This is a genomic window from Lysobacter sp. 5GHs7-4, from assembly GCF_021284765.1.
In the GTDB taxonomy this organism is placed as follows: domain Bacteria; phylum Pseudomonadota; class Gammaproteobacteria; order Xanthomonadales; family Xanthomonadaceae; genus Lysobacter.
In genome coordinates, this window is record NZ_CP089924.1 from 2,045,668 (window position 1) to 2,061,784 (window position 16,117).

Annotated in this window: 16 protein-coding genes and 1 tRNA gene; 3 read left to right on the plus strand and 14 right to left on the minus strand. The window is 68.9% G+C overall.

What is annotated here, in order from left to right:
* Positions 1 to 47 precede the first annotated feature (47 nt).
* The 10 genes from LVB77_RS09215 to rnd form a co-directional block, all read right to left on the minus strand.
* Positions 48 to 776 carry an FKBP-type peptidyl-prolyl cis-trans isomerase gene (locus tag LVB77_RS09215; RefSeq protein WP_232909828.1) on the minus strand — a complete coding sequence of 243 codons (729 nt, stop codon included), beginning with the start codon at positions 774 to 776 and terminating at the stop codon, positions 48 to 50.
* 50 nt (positions 777 to 826) lie between these two features.
* Complete coding sequence (locus tag LVB77_RS09220) at positions 827 to 2,482, minus strand: multicopper oxidase domain-containing protein (RefSeq protein ID WP_232909829.1); 1,656 nt, start codon at positions 2,480 to 2,482, stop codon at positions 827 to 829.
* 273 nt (positions 2,483 to 2,755) lie between these two features.
* A complete protein-coding gene (locus LVB77_RS09225; protein WP_232909830.1) occupies positions 2,756 to 5,170 on the minus strand; it encodes an excinuclease ABC subunit UvrA in 2,415 nt (804 codons plus the stop codon).
* Positions 5,171 to 5,306: 136 nt separating this feature from the next.
* The gene (locus tag LVB77_RS09230) at positions 5,307 to 5,531 is read right to left on the minus strand and encodes a hypothetical protein (RefSeq protein WP_232909831.1); all 225 of its coding nucleotides are present in this window, start codon (positions 5,529 to 5,531) and stop codon (positions 5,307 to 5,309) included.
* A 90-nt stretch (positions 5,532 to 5,621) separates the two neighbouring features.
* Positions 5,622 to 6,032, minus strand: a complete 411-nt coding sequence (locus tag LVB77_RS09235) for a VOC family protein (protein WP_232909832.1) — start codon at positions 6,030 to 6,032, stop codon at positions 5,622 to 5,624.
* Positions 6,033 to 6,060: 28 nt separating this feature from the next.
* Positions 6,061 to 6,510: a helix-turn-helix transcriptional regulator gene (locus tag LVB77_RS09240; protein WP_232909833.1), complete on the minus strand. Its 450-nt coding sequence runs from the start codon at positions 6,508 to 6,510 to the stop codon at positions 6,061 to 6,063.
* A 140-nt stretch (positions 6,511 to 6,650) separates the two neighbouring features.
* Entirely contained in the window at positions 6,651 to 7,295 is a 645-nt protein-coding gene (locus LVB77_RS09245; RefSeq protein WP_232909834.1) for a glutathione S-transferase family protein, read from the minus strand.
* A gap of 102 nt (positions 7,296 to 7,397) precedes the next feature.
* A complete protein-coding gene (locus LVB77_RS09250) occupies positions 7,398 to 7,748 on the minus strand; it encodes a hypothetical protein (RefSeq protein WP_232909835.1) in 351 nt (116 codons plus the stop codon).
* Positions 7,749 to 7,861: 113 nt separating this feature from the next.
* A tRNA-Ala gene (locus tag LVB77_RS09255) sits at positions 7,862 to 7,937 on the minus strand.
* A 37-nt stretch (positions 7,938 to 7,974) separates the two neighbouring features.
* Entirely contained in the window at positions 7,975 to 9,060 is a 1,086-nt protein-coding gene (gene rnd / locus LVB77_RS09260; RefSeq protein WP_232909836.1) for a ribonuclease D, read from the minus strand.
* 156 nt (positions 9,061 to 9,216) lie between these two features.
* Here rnd and LVB77_RS09265 point away from each other — a divergent pair, with 156 nt between their 5' ends.
* The 3 genes from LVB77_RS09265 (at position 9,217) to LVB77_RS09275 (ending at position 12,649) form a co-directional block, all read left to right on the plus strand.
* On the plus strand, positions 9,217 to 11,052 hold the full coding sequence (locus LVB77_RS09265) for a formylglycine-generating enzyme family protein (protein WP_232909837.1): 1,836 nt from the start codon (positions 9,217 to 9,219) through the stop codon (positions 11,050 to 11,052).
* A gap of 44 nt (positions 11,053 to 11,096) precedes the next feature.
* The gene (locus LVB77_RS09270; RefSeq protein ID WP_232909838.1) at positions 11,097 to 12,029 is read left to right on the plus strand and encodes a M48 family metallopeptidase; all 933 of its coding nucleotides are present in this window, start codon (positions 11,097 to 11,099) and stop codon (positions 12,027 to 12,029) included.
* Between the two features lie 278 nt (positions 12,030 to 12,307).
* The gene (locus tag LVB77_RS09275; protein WP_232909839.1) at positions 12,308 to 12,649 is read left to right on the plus strand and encodes a hypothetical protein; all 342 of its coding nucleotides are present in this window, start codon (positions 12,308 to 12,310) and stop codon (positions 12,647 to 12,649) included.
* Here the strand turns inward: LVB77_RS09275 and phbB (LVB77_RS09280) are convergent.
* From phbB (LVB77_RS09280) to gluQRS, 4 genes are all read right to left on the minus strand, one after another.
* Positions 12,636 to 13,376 (minus strand): acetoacetyl-CoA reductase, encoded by a 741-nt coding sequence (gene phbB, locus LVB77_RS09280; protein WP_232909840.1) that lies wholly within the window; start codon positions 13,374 to 13,376, stop codon positions 12,636 to 12,638. The two genes, LVB77_RS09275 and phbB (LVB77_RS09280), sit on opposite strands and share 14 nt — an antisense overlap.
* A gap of 99 nt (positions 13,377 to 13,475) precedes the next feature.
* Positions 13,476 to 13,973: a polyhydroxyalkanoate synthesis repressor PhaR gene (gene phaR / locus LVB77_RS09285; protein WP_232909841.1), complete on the minus strand. Its 498-nt coding sequence runs from the start codon at positions 13,971 to 13,973 to the stop codon at positions 13,476 to 13,478.
* Positions 13,974 to 14,204: 231 nt separating this feature from the next.
* Entirely contained in the window at positions 14,205 to 14,945 is a 741-nt protein-coding gene (gene phbB / locus LVB77_RS09290; protein ID WP_232909842.1) for an acetoacetyl-CoA reductase, read from the minus strand.
* A gap of 43 nt (positions 14,946 to 14,988) precedes the next feature.
* Positions 14,989 to 15,912, minus strand: a complete 924-nt coding sequence (gene gluQRS / locus LVB77_RS09295; RefSeq protein WP_232909843.1) for a tRNA glutamyl-Q(34) synthetase GluQRS — start codon at positions 15,910 to 15,912, stop codon at positions 14,989 to 14,991.
* Positions 15,913 to 16,117 lie beyond the last annotated feature (205 nt).

Below are 16,117 nucleotides of genomic sequence, written 5' to 3' on the forward strand. Positions count from 1 at the left end.
GCGATGGTGCTGCGTCGGCCGCGGCGACCCGCCGCGGCGCGATGCGCTCAGCCGGCGATCTCCAACAACTCGACCTCGAACACCAGGGTCGCGTTGGGTTCGACCTGACCGGGAATGCCAACCTCGCCGTAACCCTGCGCGGCCGGAATCCAGAACCGGTACTTGCCGCCCTTGGGCATCAACATCAGGCCCTCGCGCAGGCCGGGCATGACTTGGTTGAGCGGGAACTCCGACGGGTGGTCGATCGCGTAGGTGTTCTCGAACGCCTTGCCGTCCAGCACCGAGCCGATGTAGTTCACCCGCACCGTCGCATCGGCCGCAGGCCGGGGGCCGTCGGCCTTGCGCAGCACCTGGTACTGCAGGCCCGAGGCGGTGGTGGCGATGCCCGCTTTGGCGCCGTTCTCGGCTAAGAACTTGCTGCCGCGCTCGAGATTCTTCTTGGCCAGCGCGGTCTGCTCGCCCTGGCGCTTGTCCTGCAGCTGGCGCACGAAGTCCTGGCGGATCTGCGTGAGTTGGGCCTCGTCCAGTTGCGGCTTGCGGCCGGCGTGCGCGGCGCGCAAGGCGGCCACCACGGTGTCGATGTCGACTTCCTCGCGCACCGGCGCGATCTGCTTGGCCAGGTCCAGGCCGACCATGTAGCTGGTCTTGGCGCGGGCGCTGTCCAGGCGCGGCGCGGCGGCGTCCTGCGGCGCGGCCTCGTGGCCGCCCTTGGGCTGGCAGGCGATCAGGGCGACGGGCAGCAGCGCGAACAGGCAGGCATGCGCGGCACGGTTCATGGCTTCGTATCTCCTAGATGAAAGTTCACGCAGGGCAGGGCGCGCCGCCTTCAATCCTCGACGGCGAAGCTGACCATCATGCCCATGTCCTCGTGTTCCAGATTGTGGCAATGGAGCATGTAGCGTTGCGTGCCGCGGTAAGGCTGGGAGAAATCGATCGCGATGCGCACGATCTCGCCCGGCCACACCACCACGGTGTCGTTGAGCCCCAGATCCTGCGGTCCCAGGCCTTGCGGCGTGACCTTGCGGCTGCGCACGTCGGGCGGGCTGATGCTGCGCGAGACCACGCGAAACTGAAATCCATGCACATGGATCGGGTGCGGCATGCTGGTCATGTTGTTGCGGATTTCCCAGACCTCACGGCTGCCGCGTTTGACGCTGAACACCGGCGCGTGACCGACCTGGTGATAGTTCCAGTCGTTGATGAACCAGGTGCCTTCCTGGTCCATGCGCAGTCGCAGCGGCCGCACCGGCCAGGCCGTGGTGTCGGGCGGCGGCGGCAGCGCGCTCAGCACCGCCGGCAGCACGCCGGAACCCGCCTGGGCCCGACGCCGTTCCGAATCGCTGCAGGCGGCGACGCAGAACTGCATCAGATCCAGCGCCTCGCCCATCGGCGCGGCACCCGGATGATCGGCCATGGGATCGGGCGCGAAGGCGCCGGACTCGTCCTCGTTCTCCATCGCCACGTATTCCTGGCTGCGCAGCAGCACGCGCGCGGCGGCCGGCAGCGCGCCGAAATCGAACAGCACGTCGATGCGCTGCGCCGGCGCCAGAAACACGTCGTCCATGGTCCAGGCCTGGGCCAGCAGCCCGCCGTCGGTGCCGATCAGCTTGAACGGCAGCGTGCGGCCTTCGTGCTCGAACGCGATCCGCAGCATGCGCGCATTGCAGCCGTTGACCAGGCGCAGGCGGTACAGCGCCGGCAACACTTCCAGGAACGGTTCGGGCGTCCAGTTCACCAGCACGCGGTTGCCGATCCAGTCGTCCGCGCCGATGCGGTAGACGATGCCGTTGTCGGCATCGACCTGCTTGTCGGCGATGAACAGCGGCAGGTCGCGTTCGCCCCAGCGCAGGCCCAGGCGCTCGCCCAGCGCGCGCTCCTCCGGATCCTCGATGCGCAGCAGACCGGCCAGGCCGCGCTGCAATTGCAGGCCGGTGCGCTCGTGCGGATGGGCGTGATACCAGTAGAGCCCGGCGCGATTGTCGATGCGGTAGCGATAGCGCGCGCTGCCGCCGGCGGCCACCGGATGCAGGCCGCTGCCGTCGTTGGCCTCGTCGATGCTCAGGCCGTGCCAATGGATCGTGGTGGCTTCGGCCAATCGGTTGCTCAGCGCGACCTCGACCGTGTCGCCCGCCGACGCGCGCAGCAGCGGATTGGCGACGGCGTGTCCGTTCGCATGGCCGGCGTAGTGCCAGACATCGGTGGGCTTGCCGGCGAAAATCGGGAACGACGCCGCGCGCGCGCTCAAGGCCAGCGGTGCGGACAGGGCCACTTCCGCGAACAGTCCTTCGCGCCCGGGCAGGCGCAACGGCGTCTGGAACGGTTGCGCGTTGGGCAGGCCGGGTCCCGCAGACCGCTCCGGCGCCGCCGGGTTCATGGCGTGGTCGTGCTGGCGCCGGCGCTGGAACAGCCAGGGCGTGGCCGCCAACGCCGCGGCGGTGGCGGCCAATCCGACGAACAGGCGACGACGCGTGGTGTCAGTCATGCGGCCTTGCCCTCACGCCGCGCGCTCGCGGCTCCCCAAACCGCCGGATTCTGTCACGTAATCCTGGGCGTAAAGCCGCGTCGCATCCCACATTCGGGCGCTCATAGGCCGTCATCAAACGGCATAGGGACTGTGCATGGCGACGCTGCCTGCGCGGCGGTTTTCGACCTGCGATTCGAGCTGAGGACAGCGCACGCCGCTGCGTCTTCCTGGCTCCCGATGCCACGCTGCGCTCAACGATTGCGACCGCCGGACCACGCGAACGCGCGGCGGTCAGCCCTTGCGCGCGGCCTTGCCGCGCCCACCTACGTAGCTCGCCAGATGCCGACCGGTGAGCGTAGCGCTGGCTTTGACGAGCTCGGCGGGCGTGCCCTCGAACACCACCTGGCCGCCGTCGTGGCCCGCGCCCGGTCCCAGATCGATGATCCAGTCCGCATGCGCCATCACCGCCTGATGGTGTTCGATCACGATCACCGATTTGCCGGCCGCGACCAGACGGTCGAGCAGGCCCAGCAACTGCGCCACGTCGGCCAGATGCAGGCCGGTGGTGGGCTCGTCCAGCACGTAGATATCGCCTTTTTCGCCCAGGTGGCTGGCCAGCTTGAGGCGCTGGCGCTCGCCGCCGGACAAGGTCGTCAGCGGCTGACCCAAACTGATGTAGCCCAGGCCGACATCGGCCAGACGATCGAGAATGACCTGCGCGGCGGGCAGGTGGGTCTTGCCGGGACCGAAGAAGGCCTGAGCCTGCGCCACCGACATCGCCAGCACCTGGCTGATGTCGCGGCCGCCGTAGCGGTACTTCAGCACCGAGGCGTCGAAGCGCTTGCCGTCGCAGTCCTCGCAGGTGCTGGCGACGCCGGCCATCATCGCCAGGTCGGTGTAGATCACGCCGGCGCCGTTGCAGGTGGGGCAGGCGCCCTCGGAGTTGGCGCTGAACAAAGCCGGCTTGACCCCGTTTTCCTTGGCGAAGGCCTTGCGGATCGGCTCCAGCAGATCGGTGTAGGTGGCCGGATTGCTGCGCCGCGAACCGCGGATCGCGCTCTGGTCGATCGCCACCACGCCCTCGCGCGGCGCCACCGAGCCGTGGATCAGCGAACTCTTGCCGGAGCCGGCCACGCCGGTCACCACCGTCAGCACGCCCAGCGGGATATCGACGTCGACGTTGCGCAGGTTGTGAGTCTTGGCGCCGCACACTTTCAGCGCGCCGGTGGGCTTGCGTGGCGAGGCCTTCAGCTGGATGCGGTCGTCCAGGTGTTTGCCGGTCAGCGTGCCGCTGCCGCGCAGCCCGTCCAGCGAGCCCTCGTACACCACCTCGCCGCCAGCCGCGCCCGCGCCGGGGCCGAGGTCGACGACGTGATCGGCGATCGCGATCGCTTCGGGCTTGTGCTCCACCACCAGCACGGTGTTGCCCTTGTCGCGCAGGCGCAGCAGCAACTCGTTCATGCGCTGGATGTCGTGCGGATGCAGGCCGATGGTCGGCTCGTCGAACACGTAGGTGACGTCGGTCAAGGCCGAGCCGAGATGGCGGATCATCTTCACCCGCTGCGCCTCGCCGCCCGACAGCGTGCCCGAGGGCCGGTCCAGCGAGAGGTAGCCCAGGCCGATCTCCACGAACGAGTCCAGGCTGTGGCGCAGCGCCGCCAGCAGCGGGGCGACGCTGGGTTCGTCCAGCGCGCTCACCCAGTCGGCCAGGTCGCTGATCTGCATCGCGCAGGCGTCGGCGATGCTGAGCTTCTTGATCTTGGACGAACGCGCCGCTTCGCTCAGGCGTGTGCCGTCGCAGTCCGGGCATGTCGTGAACGTCATCGCGCGCTCGACGAACGCGCGGATATGCGGCTGCAGCGCATCCACGTCCTTGGACAGGAACGACTTCTGGATGGTCGGGATCAGGCCGGCGTAGGTCAGGTTGATGCCGTCGACCTTGATCTTGGTCGCTTCCTTGTGCAGCAGGTCGTGCAGTTCCTTCTTGCTGAATTTCTTGATCGGTTTGTCGGGGTCGAAATAGCCGCAGCCGCGGAAGATGCGGCCGTACCAGCCTTCCATGCTGTAGCCAGGAATGCGCAGCGCGCCTTCGTTGAGCGACTTGTTCTCGTCGTAGAGCTGGCTCAGATCGATGTCGGTGACGTTGCCGCGGCCCTCGCAGCGCGGGCACATGCCGCCCAGACGGTGGAAGCTTTCCTTCACCGTCTTGGTGCGCGCGCCGCGCTCGACCGTGATCGCGCCGGCGGCGCGCACCGACGGGACGTTGAAGGCGTAGGCGCTGGGCGAGCCGATATGCGGCTTGCCCAGGCGGCTGAACAGGATGCGTAGCATCGCGTTGGCATCGGTGGCGGTGCCCACGGTGGAGCGCGGGTCGGCGCCCAGGCGTTGCTGGTCGACGATGATCGCCGTGGTCAGGCCGTCGAGCACGTCGACCTCGGGCCGCGCCAGGGTCGGCATGAAGCCCTGCACGAAGGCGCTGTAGGTCTCGTTGATCAGCCGCTGCGACTCGGCGGCGATGGTGTCGAACACCAGCGAACTCTTGCCCGAGCCGGACACGCCGGTGAACACCGTCAGCCGGCGCTTGGGCAGTTCGACGCTGATGTCCTTGAGGTTGTTCACGCGCGCGCCCTGCACGCGGATCAGATCGCGCCGGTCGGCGGCGTGCGGCGCGGAGGCGGGCGCGGACTTCTTCGTGACTTTGCTCATCGGGCTATCCGTGTGGGGGGCGCGTGCGCGTCTGGGGCGAACAGTCGAAGGCGGATGCGCAGAGTAGTCGGCGCACGGCCGTCACGGCCAGGCCACCGCATCCGGGTGGGCATGCGGCGCAGCGAGCGGGCGCTGGCTACGACGAAGCGCGCTGCGCGCTCGCGCTGCCGCGCCATTTGTTCGCGTACGGCAGCGCGAACAGATACAGGCCGGTGATCGCCAGCAGCGCCAGCGGCGCCAACGGCACGTAGGACATCCACAGCAGCGGTTCCTTCTGCTGCAGGGCGATGAAGGTCGCGATCACCGACAGGGTGAAGATCGCCGAGACCCAACGGTGAAAGCGACGTATCCACGAATTCATGCACGGCTCCTTGAACGATGAGCGTCCAAGGCCGCGGCGCGAGCGGCCGCGACCCGGGACGGAACGGACATCGGGGCGAACGCGGCAGCGTCAGCGCAGCTCGTTGATGCGGACGTGGTTGCCGGCCGGATCGCGGAACGCGCAGTCGCGCACGCCGTAAGGCTGTTCGGTCGGTTCGTGGATCACCTCCGCGCCGCTGGCCTGCAGGCGGTCGAAGGTGGCATCCAGGTCCGGGCTGGCCAGGATGATCATCGCGTAGGTGCCCTTGGCCATCATCTCGGCGATCACGCGCTGCTCGTCCTCGGTCACGCCGGGCGTGGCGCCGGGCGGGTACAGCACGATCGAGGTGTCAGGCTGGCCGACGGGACCGACCGTGATCCAGCGCATGCCCTTGTAGCCGACGTCCTTGCGGACCTCGAAGCCCAGGGCGTCGCGGTAGAAGGCCAGCGAGGCCTCCGGATCGGTGTGGGCGAGAAAGCTGGAATGGATGCTGAGGTTCATGACGTTCCTTGGGTTTGGGCAAGTGCGGTCATGCTAGCTCCGGGTCGGAAGGCGGCGCTTCTCGATTCCTGATCGGTCTCGTGACCTGCTTGGCCACGCACGACGGCATGCCCTCGGTCGCGCCCGCGGCTTCGCGTCGGTACGCGCTGGGCGACATCCCGACCAGCTCGCTGAAACGCGTGCTGAAGGTGCCCAGCGACGAGCAGCCGACCGCGAAACAGACCTCGGTCACGCTCATCTGCCCGCCGCGCAGCAGCGCCATCGCGCGCTCGATGCGCCGCGTCATCAGATAGCTGTAGGGCGACTCGCCGTAGGCCGCGCGGAACTCGCGGCTCAGGTGCCCGCCCGACATGTGCACGCCGCGCGCCAGCGCCTCCACGTCCAGCGGCTGCGCGTACTCGCGGTCGATGCGGTCGCGCACGCGGCGCAGACGCGCGAGGTCGCGCAAATGGGTGGCGTTGGCGGGGTCCTGGCTCATGCGCGCGCGTCGCTCGTCATCGGCAGGGAGGTGGGGTCGGTGGAATCAAACGGCGGTGGTCGCGGGCGCCTGCATGAGGGCAGGGCGCGCCGCAGATCAGAGCCTGCGGATGCTACCGCGTCAGGGCCGCACCTGCCGGTTTATCCCGCCTCTACCCGCTCGCAATACGCCGCGATGGTCCGCTGCCATGCCGGCCGCGCCAGGCAGCGATCGCGGTACGCGATCACGCCCGGGTAGGGCGCGATCAAGCTCGTGTCCTTCACGCCCGAATGCAACACATGCGCCATCAGCAGATCGGCCGCGCTGAAGTCGTCGGTGGCGACGTACTCGCGATCGGCGAACCAACGCTCCAGATGGCCCATGCGCAGATGCACCCAGTCCACCAGGAACTGGCGTGGCTTGGGGTCGCTGCCGTTCGCGGTCCAGTCGTGCACCATCAGCGCCATCAACGGCAGCTCGATCGAGCTCATCGCTGCGAAACACCAGCGCAGCACCTGCGCCTGCCCGACCGGATCGGCCGGAATCAGGCGCCCGGCTTTCTTCGCCAGGTACATCACGATGGCGGCCGATTCGGACAGCACCACGCCGTCGTCGTCGATCACCGGGATCTGTTCGAACGGGCTGACCTGGCGGTAGGCGTCGGAATTCAGCTCGTGCGCCGGGTGGTCTAGGCCGATCAGCTCGAACGGCAGCTGCAGTTCCTCCAACGCCCACAGCACGCGCAGATCGCGGGTGTGACCGCGCGCGCCGGCGTTGACCTTGGAAAAGCCGTAGAGCTTGAGCATGCGTCGCGTTCCTTCGTTGAATGCGGCGACCGCACCGTCGATCGGCAGGCGTCTTGGCCTTGCCGCGCATGCCGATCCATGCAATGGGTTCGGTTTGAATGATCAAGCTGTGTACCGAATGGCCAACCTGCGGGACACGGTTAGCACAACAGCAACCAGCGCTTCGAAGCCTAGATAAACCATGCCCAGAATCGCAAGCGGTAGCCAGCCGACAGAATCGCTGGGCACAATGAGACTTCGGAGCGCGCCGGCGGCGACGTAAATATCGAGGGCCACGGCGAGCCCGGCGCCTGCGCCCATCACGAGCCAAAGCAGCTTGATAGGAATCGAAGAGCGCCAAGGCAAGCGAGCGGCAAACAGCTTGTGCGCCTGCCAGGTACGCAGCGGTAAGAGGCCAATGCCGGCAAGGCCGGCGATACTCAGCGCACAACCCAGTGTCGATGGATCCTGCATGGCAGCCTGAAGCCCGATGAGCCCATTGGCGGGAGCTTGCGGCAAAACACTACCGCACAAAGCAAAACAGCGCCTCGCACTGCTCGTGCAAGACGCTGTCCCGGCTGGATGAATGGTGGAGCGGAGGAGGATCGAACTCCCGACCTTCGCATTGCGAACGCGACGCTCTCCCAGCTGAGCTACCGCCCCACGTGCGCAAAAGTGTAGCGGCCCGGGGCCGGAGGCGCTAGTCCTGCGCGGCCAGCAGCGGCGCCAGGCCGGGTTCCAGCGCGGCGCGGCGCCAGCCGGAGAGGGCGTCGGGCCAGTCGCCGTGGTCGAGCAGGGATTCCAGCCAACGGCGCGAGGCGAGTACGCCGTCGGGCAGGCCGAGTTCGGCGCTGCGCGCGGCGACGGCGTCCTGCAATTTGCGCAGGCGTTGTTTGTCGCGGGTTTCGCCGACCGAGGCGTCGGGGGCGCGGTCTTCGTCGGCCAGCGGCGTGCTCAGCGCGGTCCACACGGCGTCGCCGAGCTTGCGCGGGGCTTTCGGGTGGGCGTCGAGCTGCGCTTGCAGCAGGTCGCGATCGGCCGGGTTGCTGCGCGCGATCGCGACGGCGAGTTCGTTATCCAGGATCCAGCTGCGCGGACGGTCGTGCTCGCGCGCGTAGGCGTCGCGCCAGCGCAGCAGGCGCAGCAGGCGGCGCTGGGCGTTGCGGTCGAGGAATTGGGCGCTGCGCATGCTCAGGTGCGGCCAGGGTTCCAGGCCTTCGTGTTCGGCGTTGTGGATGGTGCGCTGGGCGTCTTCGGTCAGCCATTCGCGGCGGCCGAGCTGGCCGAGCTGCCCGTCCAGCGCGTCGTGCATGGCAAACAGATGGCGTACGTCGTCGGCGGCGTATTCCAGTTGCGACGGCGACAAGGGACGGCGCAGCCAGTCCGAGCGCGTTTCGCCTTTGGCCAGGGTCACGCCGGTCAGCTGTTCGACCAGCTTCTGATAACCCAGTCCGCCGCCGATGCCGGCCAGCGCGGCCGCCTGCTGGGTGTCGAACAGGGGCTTGGGCACGACCTTGCAGGCATGCATGAAGGCGACCAGGTCTTCGCTGGGGCTGTGCATGATCTTGAGGATCGAGGTATCGGCCAGGATCGGCGCCAGCGCCTCGTTGATGCCGGGCTTGAGCGGATCGACCAGCAGGATCTCGTCGCCGACGGCGATCTGCACCAGCGCCAGCTGCGGCCAGTAGGTGCGCTCGCGGATGAACTCGGTGTCCAGGCCGATGCGCGTGGGCTTGGCGGCGAAATGTTCCTGCAACGCGGCAGGCTGGGTGATCCAAATGGGCATGGTGATCTGAACGTGTGCGGGACGGCGTGGCGACGCCGACGCGACGAAGTTGCCGCGGCGGGCGACAATAGCCTACTTTCGCCCGGTCCGGGCCCGCGCCGTCGGCGCCGACCCGGCCCGGTCCGTTCGGATCGCTGATAGAGCCGCGGAGGACGTTTGCGCGCACTGGTATGGGCAGGTTTGGCGGTGGCGGTGCTGGTCGCGGGCTGTACGCGCGATCCGGCGGCGCCTGCGACGCCGAACCCGGCCGCCGGCCGCACGCCGATCGTGACCATCAGCGCCGACCAGGCGGTGTCGCCGGTGCCGGCCTGGCGGCCGCCCGCGATCGCGGTGGACGAGGCCAACGCCAAGGCCCTCAAGACCCGCGCCGACGCCGCGCTGACGGCCGGCGAGCTGTATGCCGACGCCGAATCGGCGATCCCGCTGTATTACGCGCTGCTGGCCTACGCGCCCAACGACGCCAAGGTTGCCGCCGGCCTGGAGCGCGCGCTGGCGATGTTGATCGTGCAGGGCGACCAGGCCCTGGCCGAGATCGACGACGATCCGCTGCGCCTGCGCGGCGCGCACGAGGCCGCGGCGGTCGCGCGCGCGGTCGCGCCGGGCAACAAGAAGGTCGCCGCCTACTTGCAGCGCGTGGATCGCGCCGATCAGGCCCAGGAGGCCAATCGCCTGGGCGAGGGCGAGCTCAACGCCGGCCGCATCGGCGAGGACGGCAAGGGCGGGGCGCTGGCGTATTTCCGCGAGGCCCTGGAACTGCGCGCCGGCGACGTGCGCGCCAGCCAGGGCGTGGCCGCGGCCGAAAGCGCGCTGATCCGCCGTGCCGAAATCGCCGCCGACCGCGACGACTACGCTGGCGCCGAGCGCTGGCTGGCGCTCGCGGCGCAGGTACGGCCGACGATGAGCACCGCCACCGACGCGCAGGGCCGCATCGCCACCCAGCGCGCCGCGCGCGTGGGGCGGTTGCGCGACCTGGGCCTGGCCGCGCTGAGCCGCGAGCGCGGCATCGAGGAGGCGCGCGTGCTGCTGGCCAATCTGCTGCGGATCGCGCCGGCCGGCGATCCGGCCGCGGTCGAGCTGCGCGAGCGGATCGAGCTGGCCACCCATTACGGGCTGTTCCGCCCCGGCCAGGTCTTCACCGAAGTCATGAGCAGCGGTGGGCGCGGGCCGGCGATGGTGGTGATCCCGCACGGCGCGTTCCGCATGGGCGCGGAGGCGACCGAGGCCGATTCCAGCGACGCCGAGCGGCCGACCCGCAACATCCGTTTCGACCGCGGGCTGGCGGTGTCGCGCACCGAGATCACGGTGGGCGAGTTCCGGCGCTTCATGAACGCGACCAAGCACCGCGCGCGCGCCAGCCGCCGCGGCTATTCCACCGCCTACGACGAGCGCAGCGGCAACCTGGTGCGGCGCGGCAACGTCGACTGGCAGTCCGACTACGCCGGTGCGCCGGCGGCCGACAACTTGCCGGTGGTGCACGTCAGCGCCAAGGACGCGATGGCCTACGCGGCCTGGCTGTCCAAGCAGACCGGCCACCACTACCGCCTGCCCAGCGAGGCCGAGTTCGAATACATGCTGCGCGCCGGCAGCGGGCAGACCTACCCCTGGGGCCAGGGCGCGCCGTTGACCCGGGTCGGCAACCTGACCGGCGCGATGGACGTCTCGCCCAGCGGGCGGCGCTGGAACAACGCCTTCGCCGGCTATGGCGATAACGCCTGGGGGCCGGCGCCGGTCGGCCGCTACCGGGCCAATGCCTTCGGCCTGCACGATGTCGCCGGCAACGTCAGCGAATGGGTCGGCGACTGCTGGCACGACAGCTACCGGCGCGCGCCGCGCAACGGTGAGGCCTGGGTCAACCCGGGCTGCCGCACGCGGGTGCTGCGCGGCGGCTCCTGGGCCAGCTCGCCGGCGCAAACGCGCTCGGCCTGGCGCCAGGGCTTCGATGCCGACACCACCGGCGCGCGCATCGGCTTTCGCGTGGTGCGCGATATCTGACACGATGGGCGCCAGACGGCAGCAGGCAGGACGGAGGCAAGCAGATGAGGATCGACCCCTTCGGTAACGCGCAACAGCGTCAGGGCGGCCAGCGTCGCGGCTTCGGCGGCATCCGCTGGTGGATCCTGATCCTGTTCGCCGGTTACGCCGCCTGGTCCTGGTTCGGCAGCGCCCAGACCGATCCCTACACCGGCGAGCAGGCGCATTACGGCGCCAGCGCCGACGAGGAAGTGCAACTGGGGGCGCAGGCGTTCGACCAGGTGCTGGGCGACGCCAGGCAACAGGGCGCGCTGGTGCCGGCCGACAACCAGGTCAGCCAGCAGGTGCGCGAAATCGCGCAGCGCCTGATCAACCGCGTGCCGCAGGTCACCGCCGATCTGGCCGCGCAGCATCAGCAGCAGGCGCCGACCGACTACCAGGGCTTCAAGTGGGACGTGGCGGTCATCAATTCCAAGGAAGCCAACGCGTTCTGCCTGCCCGGCGGCAAGATGGCGGTCTATACCGGTCTGCTGCCGATCGCGGAGAACGAGAGCGCGCTGGCGGTGGTGATGGGCCACGAGATCGCGCACGCGCTGCTGCGCCACGGTTCGCAGCGCATGGCGCAGCAGAAGCTGGTGCAGATGGGGCAGATGGCCGCCGGCGTGGCGCTGGGCGGCATGGACCCGCAACAGCAGCAGGCGGTGATGGGGGCCTTGGGTGCGGGCGCGCAGTACGGTTTCGTGCTGCCGTACGGGCGCAATCACGAGACTCAGGCCGATCAGGTCGGGCTGATGTTGGCGGCGGCGGCGTGCTACGACCCGCGTCAGGCGATTCCGCTGTGGCAGCGGATGGAGCAGTTGGGCGGGGGGCAGCGACCGCCGGAGTTCGCGTCCACGCACCCGGATCCGGCCAATCGCATCCAGGTGTTGCAGTCGCTGATGCCGCAGGCGGAGGCGTACTACCAGAAGTACTGTCAGGGGCAGCCGCCGTTGAAGTGAGGCGCGCCGCCTCTGCCTTGGGGTAGGAGCGGCGTGAGCCGCGACCGCGAATCCCGGCGACCGCGTCTATCCGGGTCCGATTGCCTCCAAACTCCGACGTCGCGCTCTTAGCTCCCTCCTTTGGCAAAGGAGGGTTGGGGAGGATTTGCTCTTGCTGTTGTTTCTGCTTCTTCTGACCGAAGGTCAAAGGCTTCCGCCTGCTGCGCATGCGGGTTACTTTCTCTTGCTAGCCCAAGAGAAAGTAACCAAAGAGAAGGGCTTGAGCCCAGAGCTCCCGTGTGGCTTCGGAGCTTGCGCCGGGATTTTTCGATAAGACATCCCTGTCTTATCGAAAAACGGCGCGCGTCCTGCGCGCCGCCCTTCGGGTCTACGGTTGTTCGCGTGAGTGCGTAGCTTTTGGATTCCAATGCCGGAGCAAACTCAACGGCAACGGCAACGGCAACGGCAACGGCAACGGCAACGGCAACGGCAACGGCAACGGCAACGGCAACGGCAACGGCAACGGCAACGGCAAACGGCAAACGGCAACGGCTGCGCGACTGGGGTGCGACCGCAGCGGCGATGGCTGCGGTAAGGGCTACGTTGTCGCGTCTGTGAGCGAGGCGCTCAGAAGCTCATGAACAAGCCGCCGTTGACCGGGATGTTGGCGCCGGTGATGAAGCCGGCGTCGTCGGCGGTCAGGAATTCCACCGTGCGCGCGATTTCGCTGGGCTTGCCGAGGCGGCCGACCGGGACGCTGTCGACGATCTTGGCGCGGATGTCTTCGGGCACCGCCAGCACCATCGCGGTTTCGCAATAGCCGGGCGACACCGAGTTCACGGTTACGCCCTTGCGCGCGACCTCGCGGGCCAGGGCCATGGTGAAGCCGTGCATGCCGGCCTTGGCGGCGGAGTAGTTGGTCTGGCCGAACTGGCCGGTCTGGCCGTTGACCGAGCTGATGTTGACGATGCGGCCGAAGCCGCGGTCGGCCATGCCGTCCACGGCGTGGCGGCAGAGGTTGAACACGCCGTCCAGGTTGACGCCCAGCACCTCGTCCCACTGCCGCTTGTCCATCTTGCGCAGGCTGGTGTCGCGGGTGATGCCGGCGGCGTTGACCAGGATGTCGATCGCGCCTTCCTCGCGCCGGATGCGTTCGACGGTGCCGGCGCAGTCGTCGTAGTCGGCGACGTTGGCGGCTTCGAAGCGCACGTCCAGGCCGCGCACTTCCTCGTGGAAGGCGGCAATGCGTTCCTCGCGCGAGGCCAGGTCGATCGCGATCACGCGCCGGCCGGCGCGCGCCAGCGATTTGCAGATCTCGCTGCCGAGACCGCCGATGCCGCCGCTGACCACGGCGATGCGTTTGCTCATGTGGATGTCCCCCTGCGCCGGCCGCAGCCGGCTACGCGCACGCGGCGGTCGCGCGCGCGGTGGCGCGCGTACCGTCGCGGTCGCTGATCGATACGCGGCTCAACGCTCGCGCTTGCTGTCGCCCTTGGGCTTGCCGGCGCCGGAGGCCGGACTCTGGCCGACGCTGCCGGACAGGTTCTGCTGGAATTCCTTCCACAGCGTCAGGTTGCGCTCGGTGAGCTGGTTCATCATGGCCCACGGGGTCTGGCCGAGCATGCCGCCGACCTGATTGCGGAACTGCGCCTGCTGGTCCAGGAACACCTGCATCGAGCGTTCCAGGTAGTTGCCCATGAAGCCCTGCAGCGAGTCGCCGTAGAAACGGATGATCTGGCTCAGCAGCTGGGTCGAGAGCACCGGTTCGCCGTCCTGTTCGTGCTCGGCGATGATCTGCAGCAGCACCTGGCGGGTCAGGTCGTCGCCCGAACGGGCGTCGCGCACTTCGAATTCCTCGCCGTCGACGATCAGCTGGCGCACGTCTTCGATGGTGATGTAGCTGGAGATCTCGGTGTCGTAGAGACGGCGGTTCGGGTACTTCTTGATGACTCGGGTCGAGGCCATGGAGCTTTGGCTCTAAAATCGTGGTGCCTTGCAGCATGGCGCAGCCCGAGGGGGCTTGCAACAGGCAGGTGCCCGGACCGGCCGAGGGCCGGGACGGAGGGGTGGAGCGGTGTGGAAGCGATGTGCCAGCGCCGGCATAAGGACGCCGCGGCCGCCGGATCGGCGAGACCGGCCGGGCGCGCGGCGCGCCCGTGCCGGTGGGGGCCGCGCCCGCGGGCGCGGCGGCAGGCCTTACCAGCCCATGTACTGGCCGCCGTTGGCGGACAGGTTGGCGCCGGTGATCCAGCCGGCTTCGTCGGGGATGAAGAAGCCGACCGCGTAGGCGATCTCGTCGGGGTTGCCGAGGCGGCCGGTCGGGATCTGCGCGACGATCTTGTTGCGCACGTCCTCGGGCACCGCCATCACCATGTCGGTGGCGATGTAGCCCGGCGAGACCGTGTTGACGGTGATGCCGAACTTCGCGTTTTCCTGCGCCAGCGAAATCGTGAAGCCGTGCATGCCGGCCTTGGCGGCGGCGTAGTTGGCCTGGCCGTACTGGCCTTTCTGGCCGTTGATCGAGCTGATCTGCACGATCCGGCCCCACTTGCGCTCGCGCATGCCCTCGATCACCGGGCGGGTGACGTTGAAGCAGGAGTTGAGGTTGGTGCCGATCACGTCGGTCCACTGCTGCGGACTCATGCGGTGGAAGGTCGAGTCGCGGGTGATGCCGGCGTTGTTGACCAGGATGTCGACCGGGCCGAGCTGGCTTTCGACGTTGCGCACCAGCGCTTCGGCCTCGTCGGGGGAGGACACGTCGCCCTGCGCGATCGCCACGTCGATGCCGAGTCCTTTCATTTGCGCCTGCCAGGCGCGTCCCTTGGCCTCGTCGCGGTAGTTGGTCGCGACCTTATGGCCCATCTGGGCCAGGCGTTGGACGATCGAGGTGCCGATGCCACCGGTACCGCCGGTGACCAGTGCGACGCGTGACTGCATGTCTTCCTCTCCACGGCCGCAACGGCGCGGCCCTGAGCCGATTCTAGTCAGCAATTATGAAATCGCCGTTGTGCATCGCGGCGAGCGCAACGGTCGGTGTGGACGCGATGCGACCGGGATCGAACTCGGTCTGTGCGCGGGTGAGCAATAGCGGCACCGAAGCCGCGCCCGCCAACGCGTCCGGCGCCTGGCCCAGCGCCCGCCACGCCGCGCGCAGCGCGGGCAGCGGCCGCTGCGGATCGACCGGCAGGGCGGCGTCGGATTTGGACAGCTTGCGGCCGTCGCGGCCCAGCACCAGCGGCAGGTGCGCATAGCGCGGCGTGGGCAGGCCCAGCGCGCGCTGCAGCAGGATCTGGCGCGGGGTGGAGTCGAGCAGGTCGGCGCCGCGCACGATGTCGGTGATGCCTTGCTCGGCGTCGTCCACCACCACCGCCAGCTGATACGCCCAGTAACCGTCCGCGCGCCGCAGCACCACATCGCCGACTTCGCGCGCGACGTCCTGCGACTGCGCGCCGCGGATCCGGTCCTGGAACGTCACCACGCTGCCGTCGGCCACGCGCAGGCGGATCGCCGGTGCACGCCCGAGCCGTTCGGACGCGCTCACGCAGCGACGATGGATGCCGCCCACGGCGGCCAGGTCGCTGCGGCTGCAGTGGCAGGGAAAGGCCAGGCCCTGGGCGAGCAGGCGTTCGAGCGCGGCGCGATACCGGTCGCCGCGTTCGCTCTGGCGCAGCACCGCTTCGTCGGACTCCAGGCCGAAGGCGCTCAGGGTGCGCAGCTGGCGTTGCGCGGCGCCGGCGATTTCGCGCGGCGGGTCCAGGTCTTCCACGCGTACCAGCCAGGTGCCGCGCGCATGGCGCGCCAGCAGCCAGCTGCCGAACGCGGCCAGCAGCGAACCGAAATGCAGCTCGCCGGTGGGCGAGGGCGCGAAACGGCCGCGGTAGCTGGGGACGGAGGGCGAGGGCACGGCGTTGCGGTCGGGCGCGGTTTTGGGGGCTGCGAAGTGGAGGGAGGGCGCAACCGTCCAACCCGAATGCGTGGGCCTTGCGCGCGGCGGTTAAACCGACCGTTCATGCAAAGCCGCGGGCGTGCCGGTTTCACTTGAATTCACGGCGAGCCTGCCACATTTTCCCATGGACCGCGCACGGTGCGCGGGTACGGTTCACACCCAC

Coding starts and splice junctions, on each gene's coding strand:
- LVB77_RS09215 (WP_232909828.1), bottom strand. CDS start 776: ATGAACCGTGCCGCGCATGCCTGCCTGTTCGCGCTGCTGCCCGTCGCC.
- LVB77_RS09220 (WP_232909829.1), bottom strand. CDS start 2,482: ATGACTGACACCACGCGTCGTCGCCTGTTCGTCGGATTGGCCGCCACC.
- LVB77_RS09225 (WP_232909830.1), bottom strand. CDS start 5,170: ATGAGCAAAGTCACGAAGAAGTCCGCGCCCGCCTCCGCGCCGCACGCC.
- LVB77_RS09230 (WP_232909831.1), bottom strand. CDS start 5,531: ATGAATTCGTGGATACGTCGCTTTCACCGTTGGGTCTCGGCGATCTTC.
- LVB77_RS09235 (WP_232909832.1), bottom strand. CDS start 6,032: ATGAACCTCAGCATCCATTCCAGCTTTCTCGCCCACACCGATCCGGAG.
- LVB77_RS09240 (WP_232909833.1), bottom strand. CDS start 6,510: ATGAGCCAGGACCCCGCCAACGCCACCCATTTGCGCGACCTCGCGCGT.
- LVB77_RS09245 (WP_232909834.1), bottom strand. CDS start 7,295: ATGCTCAAGCTCTACGGCTTTTCCAAGGTCAACGCCGGCGCGCGCGGT.
- LVB77_RS09250 (WP_232909835.1), bottom strand. CDS start 7,748: ATGCAGGATCCATCGACACTGGGTTGTGCGCTGAGTATCGCCGGCCTT.
- rnd (WP_232909836.1), bottom strand. CDS start 9,060: ATGCCCATTTGGATCACCCAGCCTGCCGCGTTGCAGGAACATTTCGCC.
- LVB77_RS09270 (WP_232909838.1), top strand. CDS start 11,097: ATGAGGATCGACCCCTTCGGTAACGCGCAACAGCGTCAGGGCGGCCAG.
- phbB (WP_232909840.1), bottom strand. CDS start 13,376: ATGAGCAAACGCATCGCCGTGGTCAGCGGCGGCATCGGCGGTCTCGGC.
- phaR (WP_232909841.1), bottom strand. CDS start 13,973: ATGGCCTCGACCCGAGTCATCAAGAAGTACCCGAACCGCCGTCTCTAC.
- phbB (WP_232909842.1), bottom strand. CDS start 14,945: ATGCAGTCACGCGTCGCACTGGTCACCGGCGGTACCGGTGGCATCGGC.